Origin of the sequence: Aquipuribacter sp. SD81, from assembly GCF_037153975.1 — a bacterium.
Classification (GTDB): domain Bacteria; phylum Actinomycetota; class Actinomycetes; order Actinomycetales; family JBBAYJ01; genus Aquipuribacter.
The window spans coordinates 65,291-86,446 of the sequence record NZ_JBBAYJ010000020.1 but is presented as its reverse complement, the minus strand read 5'-3'; the positions used below and the strand labels follow the sequence as shown (position 1 = coordinate 86,446).

Annotated in this window: 18 protein-coding genes; 10 read left to right on the top strand and 8 right to left on the bottom strand. The window is 78.1% G+C overall.

Features of this window, described 5'->3' with window-relative positions; all coding sequences use genetic code 11:
• The 4 genes from WAA21_RS13005 to WAA21_RS12990 all read left to right on the top strand — a co-directional run.
• A partial coding sequence (locus tag WAA21_RS13005; RefSeq protein WP_336923236.1) for a hypothetical protein occupies positions 1-2,197 on the top strand: 2,197 nt, incomplete at its 5' end.
• Positions 2,198-2,282: 85 nt separating this feature from the next.
• Positions 2,283-2,828 (top strand): peptide deformylase, encoded by a 546-nt coding sequence (gene def, locus WAA21_RS13000; RefSeq protein ID WP_336923235.1) that lies wholly within the window; start codon positions 2,283-2,285, stop codon positions 2,826-2,828.
• Positions 2,829-2,830: 2 nt separating this feature from the next.
• Positions 2,831-3,763: a methionyl-tRNA formyltransferase gene (gene fmt / locus WAA21_RS12995; RefSeq protein WP_336923234.1), complete on the top strand. Its 933-nt coding sequence runs from the start codon at positions 2,831-2,833 to the stop codon at positions 3,761-3,763.
• Positions 3,763-5,358 carry an RsmB/NOP family class I SAM-dependent RNA methyltransferase gene (locus WAA21_RS12990; protein ID WP_336923233.1) on the top strand — a complete coding sequence of 532 codons (1,596 nt, stop codon included), beginning with the start codon at positions 3,763-3,765 and terminating at the stop codon, positions 5,356-5,358. Before fmt ends, WAA21_RS12990 begins: the two co-directional genes overlap by 1 nt.
• A 124-nt stretch (positions 5,359-5,482) precedes the next feature.
• Here WAA21_RS12990 and WAA21_RS12985 read toward each other — a convergent pair whose 3' ends face one another.
• The gene (locus WAA21_RS12985; protein ID WP_336923232.1) at positions 5,483-6,385 is read right to left on the bottom strand and encodes a LysM peptidoglycan-binding domain-containing protein; all 903 of its coding nucleotides are present in this window, start codon (positions 6,383-6,385) and stop codon (positions 5,483-5,485) included.
• Positions 6,386-6,621: 236 nt separating this feature from the next.
• On the opposite strand from WAA21_RS12985, the gene rpe reads away from it, so the two are divergent.
• From rpe to dxs, 3 genes are all read left to right on the top strand, one after another.
• Positions 6,622-7,290, top strand: a complete 669-nt coding sequence (rpe, locus tag WAA21_RS12980) for a ribulose-phosphate 3-epimerase (protein WP_336923231.1) — start codon at positions 6,622-6,624, stop codon at positions 7,288-7,290.
• A 7-nt stretch (positions 7,291-7,297) separates the two neighbouring features.
• Positions 7,298-7,702, top strand: a complete 405-nt coding sequence (locus tag WAA21_RS12975; RefSeq protein WP_336923230.1) for a hypothetical protein — start codon at positions 7,298-7,300, stop codon at positions 7,700-7,702.
• A 264-nt stretch (positions 7,703-7,966) separates the two neighbouring features.
• Entirely contained in the window at positions 7,967-9,952 is a 1,986-nt protein-coding gene (gene dxs / locus WAA21_RS12970) for a 1-deoxy-D-xylulose-5-phosphate synthase (RefSeq protein ID WP_442893288.1), read from the top strand.
• A gap of 6 nt (positions 9,953-9,958) precedes the next feature.
• On the opposite strand, the gene WAA21_RS12965 is transcribed toward dxs, so the two are convergent.
• The 6 genes from WAA21_RS12965 to WAA21_RS12940 all read right to left on the bottom strand — a co-directional run bounded on the left by WAA21_RS12965 (position 9,959) and on the right by WAA21_RS12940 (position 17,143).
• Positions 9,959-10,870, bottom strand: coding sequence for a hypothetical protein (locus WAA21_RS12965; protein ID WP_336923229.1), 912 nt, complete (start codon positions 10,868-10,870; stop codon positions 9,959-9,961).
• A 121-nt stretch (positions 10,871-10,991) separates the two neighbouring features.
• Positions 10,992-13,094 (bottom strand): 3-hydroxyacyl-CoA dehydrogenase NAD-binding domain-containing protein, encoded by a 2,103-nt coding sequence (locus tag WAA21_RS12960; protein WP_336923242.1) that lies wholly within the window; start codon positions 13,092-13,094, stop codon positions 10,992-10,994.
• Positions 13,095-13,141: 47 nt separating this feature from the next.
• Positions 13,142-14,386 carry a thiolase family protein gene (locus WAA21_RS12955; RefSeq protein WP_336923228.1) on the bottom strand — a complete coding sequence of 415 codons (1,245 nt, stop codon included), beginning with the start codon at positions 14,384-14,386 and terminating at the stop codon, positions 13,142-13,144.
• Between the two features lie 84 nt (positions 14,387-14,470).
• On the bottom strand, positions 14,471-15,733 hold the full coding sequence (locus tag WAA21_RS12950; RefSeq protein WP_336923227.1) for an HRDC domain-containing protein: 1,263 nt from the start codon (positions 15,731-15,733) through the stop codon (positions 14,471-14,473).
• Between the two features lie 63 nt (positions 15,734-15,796).
• Positions 15,797-16,396 (bottom strand): response regulator transcription factor, encoded by a 600-nt coding sequence (locus WAA21_RS12945; RefSeq protein WP_336923226.1) that lies wholly within the window; start codon positions 16,394-16,396, stop codon positions 15,797-15,799.
• A 123-nt stretch (positions 16,397-16,519) separates the two neighbouring features.
• Positions 16,520-17,143 carry a DUF3000 domain-containing protein gene (locus WAA21_RS12940; protein WP_336923225.1) on the bottom strand — a complete coding sequence of 208 codons (624 nt, stop codon included), beginning with the start codon at positions 17,141-17,143 and terminating at the stop codon, positions 16,520-16,522.
• Between the two features lie 88 nt (positions 17,144-17,231).
• Between WAA21_RS12940 and hemE the strand changes: the two genes are divergently transcribed.
• The 3 genes from hemE (at position 17,232) to hemQ (ending at position 20,560) form a co-directional block, all read left to right on the top strand.
• Positions 17,232-18,326, top strand: a complete 1,095-nt coding sequence (gene hemE, locus WAA21_RS12935; RefSeq protein WP_336923224.1) for a uroporphyrinogen decarboxylase — start codon at positions 17,232-17,234, stop codon at positions 18,324-18,326.
• Positions 18,327-18,333: 7 nt separating this feature from the next.
• Positions 18,334-19,737, top strand: coding sequence for a protoporphyrinogen oxidase (gene hemG / locus WAA21_RS12930; RefSeq protein WP_336923223.1), 1,404 nt, complete (start codon positions 18,334-18,336; stop codon positions 19,735-19,737).
• Positions 19,738-19,861: 124 nt separating this feature from the next.
• The gene (gene hemQ, locus WAA21_RS12925; RefSeq protein WP_336923222.1) at positions 19,862-20,560 is read left to right on the top strand and encodes a hydrogen peroxide-dependent heme synthase; all 699 of its coding nucleotides are present in this window, start codon (positions 19,862-19,864) and stop codon (positions 20,558-20,560) included.
• A 25-nt stretch (positions 20,561-20,585) separates the two neighbouring features.
• Here hemQ and WAA21_RS12920 read toward each other — a convergent pair whose 3' ends face one another.
• Positions 20,586-21,101: a GNAT family N-acetyltransferase gene (locus WAA21_RS12920; protein WP_336923221.1), complete on the bottom strand. Its 516-nt coding sequence runs from the start codon at positions 21,099-21,101 to the stop codon at positions 20,586-20,588.
• Positions 21,102-21,156: the final 55 nt, after the last annotated feature.

Below are 21,156 nucleotides of genomic sequence, written 5' to 3'. Positions count from 1 at the left end.
CGGCGCGAGCGGCCCGGCCGGCGCGAGCGGCCCGGCCGGCCAGGACACGCTCTTCGGGCCCGCGCCCCGACGGCGCCCCCGGCGCACGCGCCAGGGCGAGGCGGAGGTGCCGCCGGAGGAGGGGGCGGAGGTCCCCGTGGCCCATGTCGCGGTCGACGTGCCGCACCCGCACCTCGACCACCCGTTCACCTACGCCGTGCCCGCGCGGCTGGTGGGCGAGGTCGCGGTCGGCAGCCGCGTCCAGGTGCCGTTCGCGGGGGCCCGGCACGACGGCTGGGTCCTCGGCCTGGGGACCGCGTCGGCGGCGGGCCTGCGTCCGCTCGCGCGGGTCGTCGGCACGCTGCCCGCCCTCACCCCCGAGGTCGCCGGGGCCGCCCGCGCGCTGGCCGACGCACTCGCCGGCACGCTGCCGGACGTGCTCCGGGCGGCCGTCCCGCCGCGGCACGCCCGGGCGGAGAAGGAGCTGCTCGCCGAGCGGGCGGCCACGGACGAGGCCCTGGACACCGACCCGAGCACCGAGCCGGGCGCCGAGCCGGGCGCCGGGCCGGGCGCCGGGCCGAGCGCCGACCCGGGCACCGACCCGGGCGCCGACCCGGGCGCCACCACCTCCCCGCGCCCGAGCGGGGGAGCGGACGCGTGGCGGGACGTCGTCGGCGGGCAGGCGTTCCTCGCCCGCCTCGCGGCGGGCGACGGGCCGCGCGCAGCGGTCCGCCCGCCGCTGAGCGCCCCCACCGGACCCCTCGTCGCCGACGTCGTCGCCGCCGCCCGGCGCGGTGGGCGCGGCACGGTCGTCGTGGCCCCCGACGTGGTGTCGGTGACCGCTCTCGTCGCGGCCGCGGACCTGGCCGACGACCCGCGCACCGCCGTGCTGCACTCCGAGCTGGCCCCGGCCGCGCGCTGGCGGGCGTTCCTGCGGGTGCTGCGGGGCGACGCCGACGTCGTGGTCGGCACCCGCTCGGCGGTGCTCGCGCCCGTCCGCGACCTCGGTGCGGTGCTCGTCCTCGACGACGGCGACGACGGGCACGTCGAGCCGCACGCGCCCGGCTGGGACGCCTCGCTCGCCGCCCTGGTCCGGGCCGAGCGGGAGGGCGCCGCGCTCGCCCTCGTGTCGAGCGGGCGGCCCGTGCGCACCCAGGGGTGGGTCCGCGCCGGCCGGCTGCGCTCCCTGGCCCCGGAGCGCGCCGTGCGCCGCGCCACCGGGCCGCGGGTCGTCGTGCCGGACCCCGAGGACCCCGTCGAGGCGACCGCCCGGGTGCCGGCGACGCTGCTGCGGGTGCTGCGCGAGGCGCTGGGGTCCGGCCCCGTCCTCGTGCAGGTCGCGCGGGCCGGCTGGGTGTCGTCCCTGCGCTGCCAGACCTGCCGGTCTCCCGCGCGCTGCCGGCACTGCGGCGGGCCCCTCGCGCAGCCCCGCGCCGCTGCGCCCCCGACGTGCACGTGGTGCGCCCGTCCCGACCCCGCGTGGGCGTGCGGGGTGTGCGGGTCCGTGCGCCTGCGCGCGGGGTCGGTCGGGGTCGAGCGCTCGGGGGAGGAGCTCGGTCGCGCGCTGCCGGGGGTCCCTGTCGTCGTGAGTCGCGGCGGCCGGCGGCACGAGCGCGTCGCCGACGCGCCGGCGCTCGTCGTCGCCACCCCCGGGGCCGAGCCGCCGGCGGAGCGCGGCTACGCCGCCGCCGCCGTCCTGGACGGCGACCGGGCGCTGGCCCGGCCCGGGCTCGCGGTGGAGGAGGAGACGCTGCGCCGCTGGACCGCGCTGGCCGCGCTCGTCCGGCCGGCCCCGGACGGCGGTCGGCTCGTCGTCGTCGCCGACCCCGCCCACCGCGTCGTGCAGTCCCTCGTGCAGGACGCCCCGGAGGCGCTCGCCGACCGGCTGCTCGACGAGCGCGGCCAGGCGGCGCTGCCGCCCGCGGCGACGCTCGCCCGGCTCACCGGCACCGAGGCCGACCTCGCGGCGGCGGCCGCCGCGCTGCGCGGGGAGGACGTCCTCGCCCTCGCCCCGTCCGCCCCCGCGCCGGTGCGGGTGCTCGGCCCGGCACCGGTCCCCTCGCCCCCCGCGCCGGGCGCGGCCCCCGCGTGGCAGGTGCTCGTGACGGGCTCGCCCGAGGCGGTCGTGGACGCGGTGCGCGGCCTGCTCGCGGCCCGGTCCGCCGCGAAGGCGCCCGGCCGGCTGAGCGTCCGCGTCGACCCGCACGACCTCGTGTGAGACCCGGCGGGCCGGCGCCGGCCGCGGGCGACCGGGCGGACGGCGGCGGCGAGGCGGGCCCTCGGGCCCGCCTACCATGGTGCCCATGGCGATCAAGGACATCCGGCTCTTCGGTGACCCCGTCCTGCGGACGCCCGCCTCGCCCGTCACCACGTTCGACAAGGAGCTGCGGCGCCTCGTCAAGGACCTCGAGGACACGATGCTCGAGGCGCCCGGGGCCGGCCTCGCCGCGCCCCAGATCGGCGTCGGGCTGCGGGTGTTCACGTGGTACGTCGACGGCGAGCTCGGCCACCTCGTGAACCCGGACCTCGACCTGTCCGAGGAGCTGCAGGACGGCGAGGAGGGCTGCCTGTCCTTCCCGGGTGTCTACGCCGACACCCCGCGGGCGATGCGGGTGGTCGCGAGCGGGTGGAACATGCACGGCGACCCGGTCCGCATCGAGGGCTCGGCCCTGCTCGCGCGCGCCGTGCAGCACGAGACCGACCACCTCGACGGGATCCTGTTCATCGACCGGCTCGACCGGGAGCAGAAGAAGCAGGCCATGCGCATGATCCGCGAGGCGGACTGGGCCGGGGAGGCCGCACCCGTCGTCAAGGTGAGCCCGCACGCCACCTTCGGCGCGGCTCGCTGACCGTGCGGGTCGTCCTCGCCGGCACCCCCCAGGTCGCCGTCCCGTCGCTGGAGGCGCTGCTCGCGTCGCGCCACGACGTCGTCGGCGTCGTCACCCGCCCCGACGCCCGCGCCGGGCGCGGCCGCCGCGCCCGCCCGAGCCCGGTGCGCGCCCTCGCCGACGAGCGCGGCCTGCCCGTGCTGCAGCCCGTGTCCCCGCGCGAGCTGGAGTTCCTCGACGCCCTGGCCCGGCTGCGTCCGGACTGCGTCCCCGTGGTCGCCTACGGCGCGCTCGTGCCGCGGGCGGCGCTCGACGTGCCGCGCCTCGGCTGGGTCAACCTGCACTTCTCGGTGCTGCCCGCGTGGCGGGGGGCGGCGCCGGTGCAGCACGCGCTGCTGGCGGGTGACGACGTGACGGGGGCCACGGTCTTCCGGCTCGACGAGGGCATGGACACCGGGCCGGTGCTCGCCACCATGACCGAGCGCCTGCGCGCCGACGACACGTCCGGCGCGGTCCTCGACCGGCTCGCGACCGCGGGGGCGGACCTGCTCGTGCAGGTGCTCGACGGGCTGGAGGACGGCGCGCTCGAGGCGGTCCCGCAGCCGGCCGACGGCGCGAGCCGCGCGCCCAAGCTCGGTCCCGACGACGCGCGGGTCCGCTGGCACGAGCCCGCCGCCGCGGTCGACCGGCGCGTACGAGCGTGCACGCCGTCGCCGGGGGCGTGGACGACGCTGGAGGGGCGCCGGCTCAAGCTCGGTCCGGTGCGCCCGCACGAGACCGCGGGCCTCGCGCCCGGCGAGGTCCGGGCCGAGGGTGCCGACGTGCTCGTCGGCACCGCCACGTCGGCCGTCCGCCTCGGCGAGGTGCAGCCGGAGGGCCGGCGCCCGATGGCGGCGGGGGACTGGTGGCGCGGCGCCCGGCTGCCCGCCCGCACGCGGCTCGGGGACGACGCCTGATGGCCGGGGACGGACGTGGGGACGGCCCGCGGGGGAGCGGTCCGCGCGGAAGCGGTCCACGTGGGACCGGTCCGCGCGGAGCCGGACCCCGCGGAGGCGGTCCGTGGGGCGGACGCGACGGGCAGGGCCCGCGTGGCCAGGCACCGCGCCGGGACGCCGACGCGCGGGACAGGGCGCCCGCGCGCGAGCGGCTCCGCAGCGCCGACCCCGCCCGCACCGCCGCGTACCGCGTGCTGCAGCAGGTCCGGGAGGCCGACGCGTACGCCAACCTCGCGCTGCCGGTCGTCCTGCGCGAGCTGCGCCTCAAGGGCCGGGACGCCGCCTTCGCCACCGAGCTCACGTACGGGACGCTGCGGCAGCTCGGGCTCTACGACGCCGTGCTCGCGACGCTCGTCGACCGCCCGCTCGACCGCGTCGACGGCCCCACCCGCGACGTGCTCCGTCTCGGCGTCCACCAGCTGCTCGGCATGCGGGTGCCCGACCACGCGGCCGTCGCCTCGACGGTCGGGCTCGCCAGGCAGGAGGTGGGGACCGGCGCCTCCGGGCTCGTCAACGCCGTCCTGCGCCGCGTCGCCGAGCGCGACCTCGACGCCTGGCTCGAGGTCGTCGCCCCCGCCGTCACCGGCGCGGGACGCGCGGCCGACGACGCGCTCGCGGTGCGCCACTCCCACCCCCGGTGGGTGGTGCGGGCGCTGCGGCAGGCGCTCGTCTCGCACGGCCGCGACGCGGCGGAGACCGAGGCCCTGCTTCGCGCCGACAACGCTCCCGCCGACGTCGCGCTGCTCGCCCGACCCGGCCTCGTCGACCCGGCGGCGCTCGTCGCGGCCGGCGGCCGGACCGGCCGCTGGTCGCCGTACGCCGTCACGCTGCCCTCGGGTGCGCCCGGCGAGCTCGTGGACGTGCGGGAGTCGCGCGCGCGCGTGCAGGACGAGGGGAGCCAGCTCGTCACCCTCGCCCTCGCCGCCGCGCCGCTCGACCCGCCCGCCGAGGGGGCCGAGCGCTGGCTCGACCTGTGCGCGGGCCCGGGGGGCAAGTCGTCGCTGCTGTCGGCGCTCGCGCGCCGCGAGGGGCACCGCGGCACGTCGGTCGAGGTGAGCCGGCACCGTGCCGAGCTCGTCCGGCAGGCGGTGGCCGGCGCGGAGGACGTGTGGGACGTGCGGACCGGCGACGGCCGCGCGGTGGGGGAGGACGAGCCGGCCGCCTACGACCGCGTCCTCGTCGACGCGCCGTGCACGGGTCTCGGGGCGCTGCGCCGGCGGCCCGAGGCGCGCTGGCGGCGCACGCCCGACGACCTGGCCGCGCTCGCCCCGTTGCAGCGCGACCTGCTGCGCGCCGGACTCACCGCGACCCGTCCCGGCGGGGTGGTCGCGTACGTCACGTGCTCGCCGCACCCCGCGGAGACCGGCCTCGTCGTCGACGACGTCGTGCGGCGGGCCGCCCGGGACGGCATCGGGGCGACCGTGCTCGACGCCGGTGACGCGCTGGAGGCCGCGGTGGGCGAGGTGCCCGGTGCGCGCGCCGGCTCCCACGTGCAGCTGTGGCCGCACGTCCACGGCACCGACGGCATGTTCCTCGCGCTGCTGCGCCGCACCTGACGGCCGCGTCGGCCGGCCCCGAGCACGCAGAAGCGGCCGCAGCGGAGGAGGCGGTGACGTCCTGGCGCCCGGCTGGGGCGTGAGGACGGTCGGCTCCTTCGCTGCGGCCGCGCCGCGGGGTGGCTCAGACCGAGAGCGTCAGCCCGACCCGGATGAGGTTCGGGTTCGACCCGACCGCGCTGCGGTTCGCGGCGTACAGCTCCTGCCACGTGGTGCCGTTGGCGCGGGCGATGCTCGACAGCGTGTCGCCGGCGCGGACCGTGTAGGTCGTGCCCGACGGGGCGCTGCTGCCGCTCGTGCTGCCGGAGCCGCCCGAGGAGCTGCTCGAGCCGGACGCGCCCGGCACCTTGACGGTCTGCCCGACGTAGATCCGCGCCGGGTTCGAGATCGTGCTGCGGTTGGCGGCGGCGAGCTGCTGCCACGTGACGCCGTAGCGGCGACCGATCGCGGCGAGCGTGTCGCCCGAGCGGACCGTGTACGACCCGGCGTAGGACGGGGCGGACCCGCTGGAGCCGCTGGAGCCCGACGAGCTGCTCCCGCTGCCGGAGCTGCTGGAGCTGCCGGAGCCGGCGCTGTCCGAGCCGGACCCGCTCGAGGACCCGCCCGAGCCGCGCAGGCCCAGCTTCGCCGAGCACGCGGGCCAGGCGCCCCAGCCCTGCGTGGCGAGGACGCGCTCGGCGACGGCGATCTGCTCCGAGCGCGAGGCGAGGTCGGCGCGGGGGGCGTAGCGCAGGCCGCCGAAGCCCTCCCACGTCGGCTGGTAGAACTGCAGGCCGCCGTAGTAGCCGTTGCCGGTGTTGATGGACCAGTTGCCGCTGGACTCGCACTGCGCGAGCCGGTCCCACGTCTCGCCGGGAGCCGCCTGCGCCGGCGCGGCGACGCCGAGGCCGACCCCCGCCATCGCGGTGGCGAGAAGGGCCGGGGTCGCGGCCCGCGCGGCCCGGGTCCGGCCGAGCGCCGCCGCGGCGGCGCCCCAGGTGGAGCGGCGGGGGACGTCGGCGCGGTGACGGGGTGTGGATCGTGCCATCGGTGGGACCTCTCGTGCCGTGCGCAGGCACGACCGAGGACCGCCACGGCGGGCGGGAGGACGCGACCCTGCTGCCCTGGGAGGAGGAGACCGGCCCGGGGCGGCAGCGCACGGACTCCCGGGTGTCCCGCACGTCGGTGCGGGCACCCCGACGGTAAAAGTCACGAATCGGTCACGTCAACCGCACGCGGGGTCGGCCCGGGCCGCACCGGCACGACGCCCATACGCTGGGCGGCGTGAGAGAGCCCCTCGTCGCGCCCAGCATCCTCAGCGCGGACTTCGCCCGGCTCGCCGACGAGGTGGGTCGGATCGCGGCCGCCGACTGGGTGCACGTCGACGTCATGGACGGGCACTTCGTCCCGAACCTCACGATCGGTCCGCCGGTCGTCGAGGCCGTCGCCGCGGCGAGCCCCCTGCCGGTGGACTGCCACCTCATGGTGGCCGACGTCGACCGCTGGGCGGTCCGCTACGCCGAGGCGGGCGCGTGGGGCGTGACGATCCACGCGGAGGCCTCCGCCGCGCCGGTCCGCACCGCGCGCGAGCTGCGGGCGGCCGGCGCGCGGGCGGGTGTCGCGCTGCGGCCGGCGACCCCCTTCGAGCCCTTCGCGGACCTGCTGCCGGAGTTCGACATGGTGCTCGTCATGTCGGTCGAGCCGGGCTTCGGCGGCCAGGAGTTCCTCGACGTCGTGCTGCCGAAGCTGCGCCGGGTGCGTCGCGCCGTGGACGACGTCGACCTCGACGTGCGCGTGCAGGTCGACGGCGGTGTCTCGGAGTCGACCATCGCCCGCTGCGCGGAGGCCGGCGCCGACGTCTTCGTCGCGGGCTCCGCCGTCTACGGCGCCGAGGACGCGACCGCGGCCATCGGGCGGCTGCGCGCGCTCGCCACGGAGCACGCGCACCGGTGAGCCGGCCGTGACGGCGGGCGGCGCCGGCTACGGCCGCTCGGCCGCGGGGCGCGTCCCGCCGGGCTGGCCGGCCGAGGTGCCGCCGCCGGGCCACGAGCGCTTCACCGACCGCGCGGTGCAGTGGCTGCTCGACGTGTGCCCGCCGGACTACCGCGGCCACGCCGCGCTGCTGCGCCGCCCCCTCGTGCTCGCGTGGCTGGCGGAGCAGCACGTGGACGCCCAGCTGCACGCGTGCGAGCGCGCCCTGCAGCAGGCGCGCGGCGCCCTCGCCGAGCGAGGCCTCGACGCCGCGGCGACCGAGGAGGTCGTCGAGGTGCTGCACGCGGAGGGGGCGCGGCTGCGGCGCACGCGCCGCTCGGCCGCCCTGCTCGCCGACGCCCTCCGCGGCAGCCGCTGGGTGCCCAGGCTGTGACGGTGCGGCGGCGCCCGCCGGGGTGGTGGGCCGCGCCGCGCCCGCCCGTCACGCGCGGGCGGTCCGCCCGGCCCGTATCGTGGGGTGACGCCCCCACGGGGGTCTGCCCGCGCCGAGGTCCGGCCGCGGCCGGCCGGAGGAGTGGTGACGACGGACAGGAACACGCACGGCGATGTGCAGGAGCCCGCGGCCCCGCAGGCCCGTGACCAGCAGCAGCCTGCTCGGCCGGTCCCGCCGCAGCAGCCGACCGGACCCGCCGTCGCCGTGACGCCGGCGCACCCCGTCGGCCCGGCGCGCCTGCTGCCGGGCATCACGGGCCCGGCCGACCTGCGGGCGCTGTCGGACGCGGACCTCGACGCGCTGGCCGACGAGGTCCGCGAGCACCTCGTCCGCACCGTGACGGCCGTCGGCGGGCACCTCGGCCCCAACCTCGGGGTCGTGGAGCTCACCATCGCGCTGCACCGGGTCTTCGACTCCCCGCGCGACCGGATCGTGTTCGACACCGGCCACCAGTCCTACGTCCACAAGCTGCTGACCGGGCGGCAGGACTTCTCCCTCCTCAAGCGGGCCGGCGGCGTCTCCGGCTACCCGAGCCGGGCCGAGTCCGAGCACGACGTCGTCGAGAACTCCCACGCCTCCACCGCGGTGTCGTGGGCCGACGGCATCGCCCGCGCCTTCCAGGTGCAGGGCGTCACGGACCGGCACGCGGTCGCCGTCATCGGCGACGGCGCGCTCACCGGCGGCATGGCGTGGGAGGCCCTCAACAACGTCGCCGACGACCCGGAGCGCCCCGTCATCGTCGTGGTCAACGACAACGGCCGCTCGTACGCCCCCACCACGGGCGGTCTCGCGACCCACCTCGCCGGCCTGCGCACCGACCGGCGCTACGAGCGGCTGCTGCGCTGGGGCCGCAGCAGCCTCGTCCGCCGCGGTCGCGTCGGGCGCCTGGTGTTCGGGGCGCTGCACGCGGTCAAGGCGGCGGTCAAGGACTTCGTCGCCCCCCAGGGCATGTTCGGCGACCTCGGCCTGAAGTACGTCGGGCCGGTCGACGGCCACGACCGGGCCGCGGTCGAGCGCGTGCTGCACCGGGCGCGGAAGTTCGGCGGCCCGGTGCTCGTGCACGTCATCACCCAGAAGGGCCGCGGCTACCCGCTCGCGGAGTCCGACGCCGCCGACCAGTTCCACGCCATCGGGGCGATCGACCCGGTGACGGGCGCCTCCCTCAAGCCGTCGGCGCCGTCGTGGACGTCCGTCTTCGCCGAGGAGATGGTCGCGGTCGGCCGCGAGCGGCCGGACGTCTTCGCCGTGACCGCGGCCATGCTCATCCCCGTCGGCCTGCACCGCTTCGCGGAGGCCCACCCCGACCGGGTCGCCGACGTCGGCATTGCCGAGCAGCACGCGGCGACCGCGGCGGCCGGCATGGCCTCCGCGGGCCTGCACCCGGTGGTCGCGGTGTACTCGACGTTCCTCAACCGGGCCTTCGACCAGGTCCTCATGGACGTCGCGCTGCACCGCGCCGGGGTCACGTTCGTGCTGGACCGGGCGGGCGCCACCGGCGACGACGGCGCGAGCCACAACGGCATGTGGGACCTGTCGATCCTGCAGGTGGTGCCCGGGCTGCGGGTCGCAGCGCCCCGCGACGCCGTCACGCTGCGGGCGGAGCTGCGCGAGGCCGTCGACGTCGCGCACGCCCCGACGGTGCTGCGCTTCCCCAAGGGCGCGCTCGGCGAGGACGTGCCGGCCGTGGCGACCGAGGGCCCGACCGACGTGCTGCGCGCGCCCACCGGCGACCGGCCGGACGTGCTCCTCGTCGCGGTGGGCGCCATGGCTCCCGTGTGCCTGGAGGCGGCGGAGCGGCTGGCCGCCCACGGGGTCGACTGCACGGTCGTCGACCCCCGCTGGGTGAAGCCGGTCGACGACTCGGTCGTGGCGCTCGCGCGCCGGCACCGCCTCGTCGCGGTCGTCGAGGACAGCGGCCGCGTGGGCGGGGTCGCCTCGGCGGTCCGGGAGGCGCTGGCCGTGGCCGACGTCGACCGCCACGTCGAGGGCTTCGGACTCGCGCAGGAGTTCCACGACCACATGTCCCGCGCGCAGCTGCTCGAGCGGTGCGGGCTCACCGCACAGGCCGTCAGCCGGCGGCTCGTGGAGGTCGTGAGCCGGACGACGGCCGGCGCCGGCGGGGACGCACCCGTCGCGGCGCGCGACGGCGAGGCCGCCGAGGAGTCCCGGACGCGCTCCGTCGAGGACTGAGGCGGGTCAGCGCCAGCGCACATCGCGCCGTGACGCGCCGGCCGGGTCCGCGAGCGCGGCGCCCACGACGTCGCCACCGCGCACCGGGACGGCCACCTCGTCCGCGGTCACGAGCAGCGGCCGGTCGAAGGCACGGTGACGGGGTTCGCTGGCCGCCCACGCCGCCCTCACGTAGGCGGGGTCGATGCGCGCGAGGTCGAACCAGCCGCGGTCGCGCACCGGGACGGCGACGGCCCGCATGCCCGTCCCGTCGCCGTCGGCGAGGTGGGCCCGCAGGCGGGCGCTGCCGAGCAGCGTGACGACGTCGGCCCCGCCGACCGGTCGGAGCACGAGCGCGCGTCCCTCGGCGGCGTCCCGACGCAGCCGCTCCACCGCGAGACCGGCGAGCCGGTCGAGGTCGGTGCGCGCCGCCGGCCACGCGGCGTCGGCTCGGACGCCCAGGGCCGCCGTGACGGACGGCAGGGCGGGCAGCGGCGCGGGCCCCGGCACCCGGCCGAGGTCGCAGACACCGGGTCCGAGCCGCAGCGCGCCCCCGGGTACGGCCTCGACGGCCCAGCCGTCGCCCGGGTCCGCCGGGCCGGGCTCGGTCGGCTCGCCGTGCGCGCGGAGCGCGGCGAGGACCCCGTCGGGACCGCCCGTGGCGAGCAGCCGCACGCACTCGACGGCGACGAGCAGCCGTCGCCGTGCCACGGGGTGGTCGGGCATGTCCACCCACCCGCCGAGTGCGGTCTCCACGTCGTCCCAGCCCAGGTGCCCACCGCCGCTGAGGGCGACGCCGTCGGCGACCGGGTCGAGGTCGACCTCGTCGAGCACCTCGAGCGCGAGCACCGCCTGCCGCAGCCGCGCCGGCCCGCGCGGGCGCACCCGCACCGCGGGGGCGGGTGCCCGCGAGGCGGGCGGCACGGCGGGGAGGGTCACGGGGCCAGCGTCCCCGAGCCTCGTCCGCGGCCAAACCGCGCGACCCGCGCGCCGCCGCGAGTCACCCGGTCGCCACACCCGTCGTGACGGACGGCGGCGGCCGGGCGACGCGGCGTCATGCTCAGGCGGGCAGGCTCGCGACCCCGGGCGGGAGGAACCGCCGGCCCGTCACCCGCTCCGCGACGCCCTCGCGGTCCAGCAGCGGGAGCAGGCCACCGAGGTGGAACGGCCAGCCCGCACCGGTGATCATGCAGAGGTCGATGTCGCGCGGGTCCGCGACGACGCCCTCGTCGAGCAGCAGCCGCGCCTCCTGCGCGAGGGCCTCGAGGCTGCGCCGCAGCACGTCCTCGGCCGAGGCCGGTGCCGCGGCGGGCTCGGGCAGCAGGGCCCTGACCTCGTCGGAGAGGTACGGCTTCCCGCGCTCGTCCCACGACCAGACACCGGGGTGGCCGGCCTCGACGATCCGCTGCAGCGACGGCGAGACGGTGAAGCGGTCGGGGAACGCCGCGTGGAGGCTCTCGAGCACGTGCAGCGCGATGGCCGGGCCGACGAGCTGCAGGAGCACGAGCGGCGACATGGGCAGACCGAGGGGCCGCAGCGCGGCGTCGACGACCTCCGGCGGCGTGCCCGCGTCGAGCGCCTCGCACACCTCGCTCGTGAGGCGGATGAGGAGCCGGTTCACGACGAAGGCCGGCGCGTCCGCGACCGGAACGCACGTCTTCCTCAGCTCCTTGCCCACGGCGAAGGCGGTGGCGTACGTCGCGTCGTCGGTCCGCGGCGCCCGGACCACCTCGAGCAGCGGCATGACCGCCACGGGGTTGAAGAAGTGCATGCCGACCATGCGCTCGGGGTGGGCGAGGTCGGCGGCCATCTCCTCGACCGACAGGCTCGAGGTGTTGGTCGCGAGGACGCAGTCCGGCCGCACGACGGCCTCGAGGCCGGCGAGGACCTGCTTCTTCACCGACATCTCCTCGAAGACCGCCTCGACGACGAGGTCGGCGTCGGCGAAGACCGACAGGTCGGTGCTGCCGGTGACGAGGGCCTTGAGCCGGTTGGCCTGGTCGGGGGAGACGCGGCCCTTGCCCAGCAGGGTGTCGACCTCGCCGTGGACGCGGGCGACGCCCGCGTCCACCCGGGCCTGGTCGAGGTCGGTGAGCGCGACCGGCACCTGCAGCCGGCGCACGAGGAGCAGGGCGAGCTGGGAGGCCATGAGGCCGGCGCCGACGACACCGACGGACGTGACCGGCCGCGCGAGCGCCTTGTCGGGGACGCCCTGCGGGCGCTTCGCGCGGCGCTGGACGAGGTCGAAGGCGTAGACGCCCGAGCGGAACTGCGGCGACACGATGAGGTCCGCCAGCGCCTCGTCCTCCGCGGCGAAGGCCTCGTCGCGGTCGGCGGTGCGGGCGAGGGCGACGAGGTCGAGCGCGCGGGCCGGGGCCGGTGCGGCGCCGGCGAGGCGCGCGTCGAGGGCCTTCCGCGCGGCGGCCACCGTGCCGTCCCAGGTCGCTGCGTCGGCGGTGTGGTCGGTGCGGGGCACCTCGACGCGACCGGCGAGGACGTCCGCGGCCCACGCGACGCTGCGCTCGAGGAAGTCGGCGGGTTCGAACATCGCGTCGGCGACGCCGAGGCCGAACGCCTTGGGCCCGCTCAGCATGCGGTTCTGGTTGAGCGCGTTGTCGACCATGACCTGCAGCGCGGCCTGCGGGCCCACGAGCCGCGGCAGCAGGTACGTGCCGCCCCAGCCGGGCACGAGCCCGAGGAAGCACTCCGGCAGCGCGAGCGCGGGGACGCCGGAGCTGATGGTCCGGTACGTGCAGTGCAGCGCGATCTCGAGCCCGCCGCCCATGACGGCGCCGTTGACGAACACGAAGCTCGGCACGGGCAGCTCGCCGAGGCGGCGGAACACGTCGTGGCCGAGCCGGGCCACCGCGAGCGCCTGGTCGCGCTCGGTCACCTGGCCGACACCCTTGAGGTCGGCGCCGACGGCGAAGACGAACGGCTTGCCGGTGACCGCGACGGCGCGCGTGCCGTTGGCCTCCATGCCCGCCTCGACGGCGTCGAGCGCGTCGGAGATGCCGAAGAGCCCGGCCGGGCCGAACGTCGTCGGCTTCGTGTGGTCGTGGCCGTTGTCGAGGGTGAGCAGCGCGAGGGTGCCGCCGTCCGGCAGGGGCACGTGCTGCACGGCGGTGCGGGTGACGACCTCGTCGGAGAACAGCGACGTCATCGCCTCGCGGTCGTGGTCACGGGTGCTCCGGTCGGTCGTCGTCGCGGTCACGCGGCGTCCTCCTCGCTCGTGGTGCCGGGACGCGCCCAGGCGCCGGCCTCCGCGTGGTGCGGGTTCTCCCAGATGACGCTGCCGCCCATCCCGATCCCGATGCACATGGTCGTGAGGCCGTAGCGGACCTCGGGGTGCTCGGCGAAGTGCGCGGCGAGCTGGCTCATGAGCCGGACGCCGGAGGACGCGAGCGGGTGCCCGACGGCGATCGCCCCGCCCCACGGGTTGACGCGCGGGTCGTCGTCGGCGATGCCGAAGTGGTCGAGGAACGCGAGCACCTGCACGGCGAACGCCTCGTTGACCTCGAACAGGCCGATGTCGTCGATCGTGAGGCCGCTGCGGCGCAGCGCCTTCTCCGTCGCGGGGACCGGGCCGACGCCCATCACCTCGGGGTCGACGCCCGCGAAGGCGTAGCCGACGAGCCGCATGCGCGGCGTGAGGCCGAGCTCGTGCGCGGTCGTCGCCTCGGCGAGCAGGCACGCCGTCGCGCCGTCGTTGAGGCCCGCGGCGTTGCCGGCCGTCACGCGGCCGTGCGGGCGGAAGGGCGTGCGGAGCCCCGCGAGGTCGGCCACGGTCGTGCCGGGCCGCGGCGGCTCGTCCGCGGTCGCCAGCCCCCAGCCGCGCTCGGCGTGCCGGGTGGCCATGGTGACGAGGCCCTCCTGCACCTTGCCGGCCTCGTAGGCGGCAGCGAGCCTGGCCTGGCTCTCGGCGGCGTAGGCGTCGGCACGCTCCCTCGTGAGGTGCGGGAAGCGGTCGTGGAGGTTCTCCGCCGTCGCGCCCATGACGAGCGCCGACGGGTCGACGATCTTCTCCGCGACGAAGCGGGGGTTGGGGTCGACGCCCGAGCCCATCGGGTGGTGCCCCATGTGCTCGACGCCGCCGGCGATCGCGACGTCGTAGGCGCCGAAGCCGATGCCGGACGCCGTCGTCGTCACCGCCGTCATGGCGCCCGCGCACATCCGGTCGATCGCGAAGCCGGGCACGGACTTCGGCAGGCCCGCCAGCAGCGACGCGGTCCGGCCGATGGTGAGGCCCTGGTCGCCGGTCTGCGTCGTCGCGGCGACCGCCACCTCGTCGACGCGCTCCGGCGGCAGGCCGGGGTTGCGCTCCAGCAGCCCGCGGATGCAGCGGACGACGAGGTCGTCGGCGCGGGTCTGGGCGTACATGCCCTTCTCGCCCGCCTTGCCGAAGGGCGTCCGGACGCCGTCGACGAAGACGACGTCCCTGGTCGTGGGGTGCACGTGACCTCCCGGGTCGGTTCGTCACCGCCTGCCGCAGCGCAGGCGCCGCCGTCGATGCTACCCCCGGAAGTTACCGGCCGGTAACTAGGGCTGGGCGGCTGTCGGCGCCGAGTCGTCCGGGGCGGTGAGCGCCTCGACGAGCGGACCGGTGACGAGGTCCACCTGCCAGGGCCGTGCCCCCCGCGCGCGCAGGAACGCGGCGACAGCGTCGGCGTCTGCCGGCTCCGGCGGCTCCCACGCGAGCCGGCGGGCGGTGTCCGGGGTAAGGACGTTCTCGACGGGCAGGCCGTGCTGCTCGGCGAGGGCGGCGAGCGCCGGTCGCACCCGGGCGAGCCGCGCCGCGGCGGCGGGCTCCCGGTCGGACCACACGCGCGGCGGCGGGGGACCGTCGCCACGGGGCGGCGGGCCGGGCAGGGCGGAGTCGGGCAGGGCGAGCGCCTCGCTGATGGCGTCCAGCCAGTAGCGCCCGTGGCGCCGGTTCGCGGGCCCGGAGAACACGGGCAGCGCGGCGAGCGCGGTGAGGGTGCGCGGCTGCTCGGTGGCGGCCGCGACGATGGCGGAGTCCGGCAGGACTCGGCCCGGCGAGACGTCGCGCTGCTGGGCGAGCTGCTCGCGCGCCTGCCACAGCGAGCGCACGACGGCCTGCGCCCGGCGCGAGCGCAGCTTGTGCACCCCGGACGTGCGCCGCCACGGTTCCGGCCGGGGCGGGGGCGGCGCGGCGGTGCGGACGGCCTCGAACTCCTCCTCGGCCCACGCGAGCTTGCCCTGCTCCGCGAGGTCGGCGGCCAGCCGGTCGCGCACCTGCAGGAGCAGCTCGACGTCGAGCGCGGCGTAGGCGAGCCAGGACGCCTTCAGCGGGCGCGTCGACCAGTCGACGGCCGAGTGCTCCTTGGCCAGCCCCACGCCGAGGTAGTGCTCGGTGACGGCGGCGAGCCCCACCCGCGGCAGACCGGCGAGGCGCGCCCCGAGCTCGGTGTCGAAGACGCGGCGCGGGCGCAGCCCGAGCTCGGCGAGGCAGGGCAGGTCCTGGCTCGCGGCGTGCAGGACCCACTCGGGTCCGTCGAGCACCTCGGCGAGACCGCGGAGGTCGAGGTCGGCGACGGGGTCGACGAGCACCGTGGGCCCCTCGCCGCGGCGCACCTGCACGAGGTAGGCGGACTGCCCGTAGCGGTAGCCGGACGCGCGCTCGGCGTCGACGGCCACCGGCCCCTCCGCGGCGGCGAGGCCGTCGACGGCGGCGTCGAGCGCGGCCTGGTCGACGACGACGGGCGGGGTGCCGCCCGCCGGGGCGCTCAGGACGGGGACGGGCGGTGCCTCGGGCGCGTCGGTCGGGTCGGCGTCAGGCACCGGGCAAGCGTAGGCGAGAGCCGCGCCCGAGCCGCGGAGCCCGTGTGGACGGGGGCCTGCGACTCAGGTGACGACGCCCGCGCGCATCGAGATGGCGACCATCTGGGCGCGGTCGCCCGTGCCGAGCTTGCGGGCGATGCGCGCGAGGTGGCTCTTGACGGTGAGGGCCGAGAGGCCGAGGGAGTCCCCGACGTCCTTGTTCGACCGGCCGTCGGCGACGAGGCGGAGCACCTCGATCTCGCGCGCCGACAGCTGCTCGACGCCCGGGTCGGCGGGACCGGTCGGCTGCGTGGGCGGCGCGGGGCGGCTCGTGACGAGGAAGCAGCGGGCGCCGGCCATGAGCGCCCCGCGGACCGTGAACGGGTCGGTCGCCTGCGACAGCAGGACCGTGCGCGACCAGCCGAGCGAGCGCAGCTGCTCGACGGCGGCGATGCCGGAGCCGTCGGGCAGCTGGCTCTCGACGACGGCGAGGGAGGCGAGGCTGCCGCGGCCGAGCGTGCGGGTCTCGCTCACGAGGCCGACGGCGGTGACGTCGGCCGCGCCGAGCGAGGTGAGGACGCGGGCCAGCGACTCGCGCAGACCCGGGGACCCCGCGACGACCGCGGCGTGGAACCGTCCCCGGCTGAGGGGGATGCGGGCCCGGTCGGTGACCAGGGTGGTCATGGTGCCTCCTCGTCCTGCGGGAGCGGTGCTCCCGGCGCTGGACGAGTGATCGGCCGTCGGGGCCGCCTACTTGAGGGACGGGGGCCGCCCGTTCCGGAGGCCGGCCGTCCCGGGACGGACCGGTCAGGCGCGGCGGCGGGGGAGCGCGCTGACGCCCGACGGCAGCGGCGGCAGGCCCGCCACGCGGCACAGCACGTCGGCCCACGCCTGCAGGTGCGCCCCCGGGTGGCCCTCGGGCGACCACGACGCGCGCAGCTCGACCTGGATGGCGTCCGGACGGGCCGAGAGGCTGCCGAAGCTCTCCGACACCACGCGCGTGACGGTCCCGCCGAGCCGGCGGGCGCGGGCCTCCTGCGCGTCGAGGCCCTCCCCGAGCCACGACCACACGACCTCGGCGAGCAGCGGGTCGTCGGCGAGCTCCGGCTCGACGACCGCCTTGACGAGCGCGATGACGCGCAGGTCGCCGCCCCACGCCTCGGGGGCGGCCGGGTCGTGCAGCAGGACGAAGCGGCCGCCGGCGTCGTCGACGTCGTCGACGTCCGCGGTGCCGGGCGCCCGCAGCGAGGACAGGTCGAGGTGCCCGTCGAGCGCGTGCGCGTGCGGCGCGACCCGCCGCGGCGGCGGGATCTCCTCGAGCTCGACCTCGCGTCGGACGACCGTCGCGCGCAGCGCCTCCACGGCGCGCACGAACACGTCGGGGACCGGCAGGTCGGTGCCCGAGCCGGCGAGCTGCCGGGTGGTCGTCACCAGGGCAGGGTAGGTCGCCGCACCGACGTCCGTCGTGGTACCGGCCCCGGCGGGTCGGCGTGTCGCGCGGCGCTGGGATGATGGCGGCGTGACCGACGCCCCCGCCGCCCCGCTGCCGGACCTCGTGCGCGCGGCCCGCGGCGAGCCCGTCGACCGCACGCCGGTGTGGTTCATGCGCCAGGCCGGCCGCTCGCTGCCGGAGTACCGCGCCGCGCGCGGCGGCACCGCGATGCTCGAGGCGTGCCGCACGCCGGCGCTCGTCGCCGAGATCACGCTGCAGCCTGTCCGCCGCTACGGCGTCGACGCCGCCGTGCTCTACAGCGACATCGTCGTCCCGCTGCACGCTGCCGGCGTCGACGTCGAGATCGTGCCCGGCACCGGGCCGGTCGTCGCCTCGCCCGTGCGCACCGCCGCCGACGTCGACGCGCTGCCGGACGCCGCCGACGCCGACCTCGGTTTCCTCGCCGAGGCGGTCCGGCTCACCCGCGCGGAGCTGGGGGCCACCCCGCTGCTCGGTTTCGCGGGGGCGCCGTTCACGCTCGCGAGCTACCTCGTCGAGGGCGGTCCGAGCCGCGACCACGCCGCGACGAAGTCCCTCATGCTCGCCGACCCCGGGCTCTTCTCGGCCCTGCTCGCCAAGGTCGCCGCCCTCACGAGCGCCTTCCTGCGGGTGCAGGTCGAGAACGGCGCGGCCGCGGTCCAGCTCTTCGACTCCTGGGCGGGGGCGCTCGCCCGGCCGGACTACGAGCGCCACGTGGCGCCGCACTCCGCCCGGGTGCTCGCCGACGTCGCCGCGGTCGAGGGGCCGCACGGCGGACCGGTGCCGCGCGTCCACTTCGGGGTCGGCACCCAGGACCTGCTGCCGTCGCTGGCGGCGGCGGGCGCGGACGTCGTCGGGGTCGACTTCCACGTCACGCTCGCCGACGCGGTCGAGCGGCTCGCGGCCGCGGGGCACCCCCGGCCCGTGCAGGGCAACCTCGACCCGGCCCTGCTCCTCGCGCCGTGGCCGGTCGTCGCCGAGCGCGCCCAGCAGGTGCTGCTCGACGGGCTGCGCGCGCCCGGGCACGTGTTCAACCTCGGGCACGGCGTGCTGCCCGCGACCGACCCCGACCAGCTCGCGCGCCTCACCGACCTCGTCCACGCCTTCGACCGGGAGGCGGAGCTCGCCCGGACCGCCTCGTGAGCCACGCGTGAGCCGGTCGCGCGTCGCCGTGCTGGGCGGCGGGGTGAGCGGCCTCGTGGCCGCGCTCGACCTCGTCGACGCGGGCGCCGACGTCAAGGTGCTCGAGGCGCGGCCGGACCCGGGTGGCCTGCTGCGCCGGCAGCCGGTCGGCGGGGTCGACCTCGACGTCGGCGTGGAGGCGTTCCTGGCGCGGCGTCCCGAGGGCGTCGCCCTCGTCGAGCGGCTGGGCCTCACGCACCGGCTCACCTCGCCCACGGCCGCCGCGGCGGCGGTGTGGCGGCGCGACGGGGTGCGTCGGCTGCCGCGGGGCACGGTCCTCGGCGTGCCCGGCCACGGCACCGACCTGTCCGGGGTGCTGCGGCCCGCGGAGCTCGCGGAGACGGAGGCGGCCCTGCGGGCCGCCGCGGGCGGGGGACGACGGGACCGGCCGAAGGGTGGTCGGCGGGACGACGTGGCCGTCGCGACGGCCGTCGTGGGCGAGGTGGGCCGCCCCGTGCTCGACGTGCTCGTCGAGCCCCTGCTGGGCGGCGTCCACGCCGGCCGCACCGACGAGCTGTCGCTGCGCTCGGTCGTGCCGCAGCTGTGGCGGGCGTGGCAGGACGGCACCCCCTTCGCCGACGCCGTCGACGCGATGGGGTCGGCCGCGACGCCCGGCGCCCCGGTGTTCACCGGCGTCGACGGCGGCACGTCGCTGCTGGCCGACGCGGCCGTCGACGCCCTGCGCCGGGCCGGCGCCCGGGTGCGCACCGGCGCGCTCGTCCACGGCCTGGAGCGCGAGGGCGCGGGCTGGCGCGTGCGGCTGCCCGAGGAGGCGCTCGACGTGGACGCGGTCGTCGTCGCGCTGCCGCTCACCGCGGCGGCCAGGCTGCTCCGTCCCGTCGTGCCCGCGGCCGCCGCGCTGCTCGAGCAGGTCCCGGTCGTCGGCGTCGGCGTGGTGGCCCTCGCCGTCGAGGGCGACGTGCCCGAGCGCTCGGGGCTGCTCGTGCCGCCCAGCGAGGCCGCCGCCGCGGGCGTGCAGGCCAAGGCGGTCACCTTCAGCACGCGGAAGTGGGCGTGGTTGGCGGAGCGCGCGGCCGGCCGGCACCTCGTGCGGGTGTCGTACGGCCGCCGTGGTGACGCCGGGGCCCTGCGCCGCGACGACGCCGACCTCGTCGACCTCGCCGCCCGGGACCTCGCGACGCTGCTCGCCGTCGACGACGTGCCCGCCCCCCGGGTCGTCGACGCCACCGTCGCGCGGTGGGGCGGGGCGCTGCCGCAGCACACCGTCGGGCACGTCGACCGGGTCGCCGCCGTCCGCCGCCTCGTCGTCGAGCAGCCGGGCCTGGCCGTCGCGGGCGGCTGGACCGACGGCGTCGGCGTGCCGGCGTGCATCGCCTCCGGCGCCCGCGCCGCCGCCGCCCTCACCCCCTGACCCCCCGGGGAGCCCGCCCCCGCGCTGCCGAGGGGTCGCTCGCGGCACGCCGTCACCCGTCCCGACGTGCCGGGGCCGACCCCTCGGCGAAGGGGCGGGGGGCGGGGCCGGGATACTCGGGGGCATGAGTGCCGCCGACGCCGACAGCATCAACGAGACGATCCGGTACACCGCGTGGTCGGTCTTCGCCTCCGCGGCGCCGCTGCCCGGCGACGCCGACCGGGCCTCGCTCGCCGCCGAGGTCCACGACGCGCTCGCGCCGCTCGTGGCCGAGCACGACCTCGTCGTGCGCGGCTGGTACGACGTCGGCGGGATGAGCGCCGAGGCGGACCTCATGGTGTGGTGGCACGCCCCGACCGTCGAGACCGTCCAGGCCGCGTACCACGCGCTGCGGCGCACCCACGTGGGCCGGCACCTCGCGCCCGTGTGGTCGGTCGTCGGGCTGCACCGCCCGGCGGAGTTCAACCGCGGCCACGTGCCCGCGTTCATGGCGGGGGAGGAGGCGCGCGGCTACCTGTGCGTGTACCCGTTCGTGCGCAGCTACGAGTGGTACCTGCTGCCGGAGGACGAGCGCCGCGAGCTGCTGGTCGAGCACGGCCGGGCGGCGCGGCCGTACCCGGACGTGCGCGCCAACACCGTCTCCAGCTTCGCCCTCGGCGACTACGAGTGGCTGCTGGCGTTCGAGGCCGACGAGCTGCACCGCATCGTCGACCTCATGCGCGACCTCCGGAACACCGGCGCCCGCCGGCACGTGCGCGAGGAGCTGCCGTTCTTCACCGGTCCGCGCGCCGAGCTCGACGCCCTCGTCGCGTCCCTGCCCTGAGGGGGGCCGCCGGCGACCGTCCGGGTCAGCCGCGCGGGCGGCGCATGGGGGTGTGGGGGATGCCGTCCTCGACGAAGTCGGGACCGGTCCGCTCGAAGCCGTGCCGCGCGTACCAGTCGGCGAGGTGCGACTGCGCGTCGAGGACGACGTCGCCGTCGCGGCCGTGCGCGGCCACCACCTCCGCGACCAGCTGCTCGGCCAGCCGGCGCCCGCGCGCGGCCGGCGCCGCGACGACGCGGCCCACCCGCCGCAGCGGCACGGTCCGGCGAGGACCCGACGGAGCAGCGTCGGACGGCCCGTGCACCGGCCCGTCGTCGAGGACGCGGAGGTAGGCGAGGACGGTGGCAGGGTCACCGACCGGGTGCGCCCACCGGTGCTCGGCGCCCGGCTCGAGGTCGCGGCCGTCGAGCTCGGGGTACGCGCACGCCTGCTCGACGACGAACACGTCGACGCGCAGGCGGAGCAGGGCGTACGCGACGCGCGGGGACAGGTCGTCCCAGCGGGCGCACGAGGTCGTCGTCGGCGACGTGGACTCGCTCACCCGGGGATCGTAGGCGCGCCCGACGAACGGGGCGGGCGGTACCGGACCGCCCGCC

Coding starts and splice junctions, on each gene's coding strand:
- def (WP_336923235.1), top strand. CDS start 2,283: ATGGCGATCAAGGACATCCGGCTCTTCGGTGACCCCGTCCTGCGGACG.
- WAA21_RS12990 (WP_336923233.1), top strand. CDS start 3,763: ATGGCCGGGGACGGACGTGGGGACGGCCCGCGGGGGAGCGGTCCGCGC.
- WAA21_RS12985 (WP_336923232.1), bottom strand. CDS start 6,385: ATGGCACGATCCACACCCCGTCACCGCGCCGACGTCCCCCGCCGCTCC.
- WAA21_RS12960 (WP_336923242.1), bottom strand. CDS start 13,094: ATGACGTCGCTGTTCTCCGACGAGGTCGTCACCCGCACCGCCGTGCAG.
- WAA21_RS12945 (WP_336923226.1), bottom strand. CDS start 16,396: ATGACCACCCTGGTCACCGACCGGGCCCGCATCCCCCTCAGCCGGGGA.
- hemQ (WP_336923222.1), top strand. CDS start 19,862: ATGAGTGCCGCCGACGCCGACAGCATCAACGAGACGATCCGGTACACC.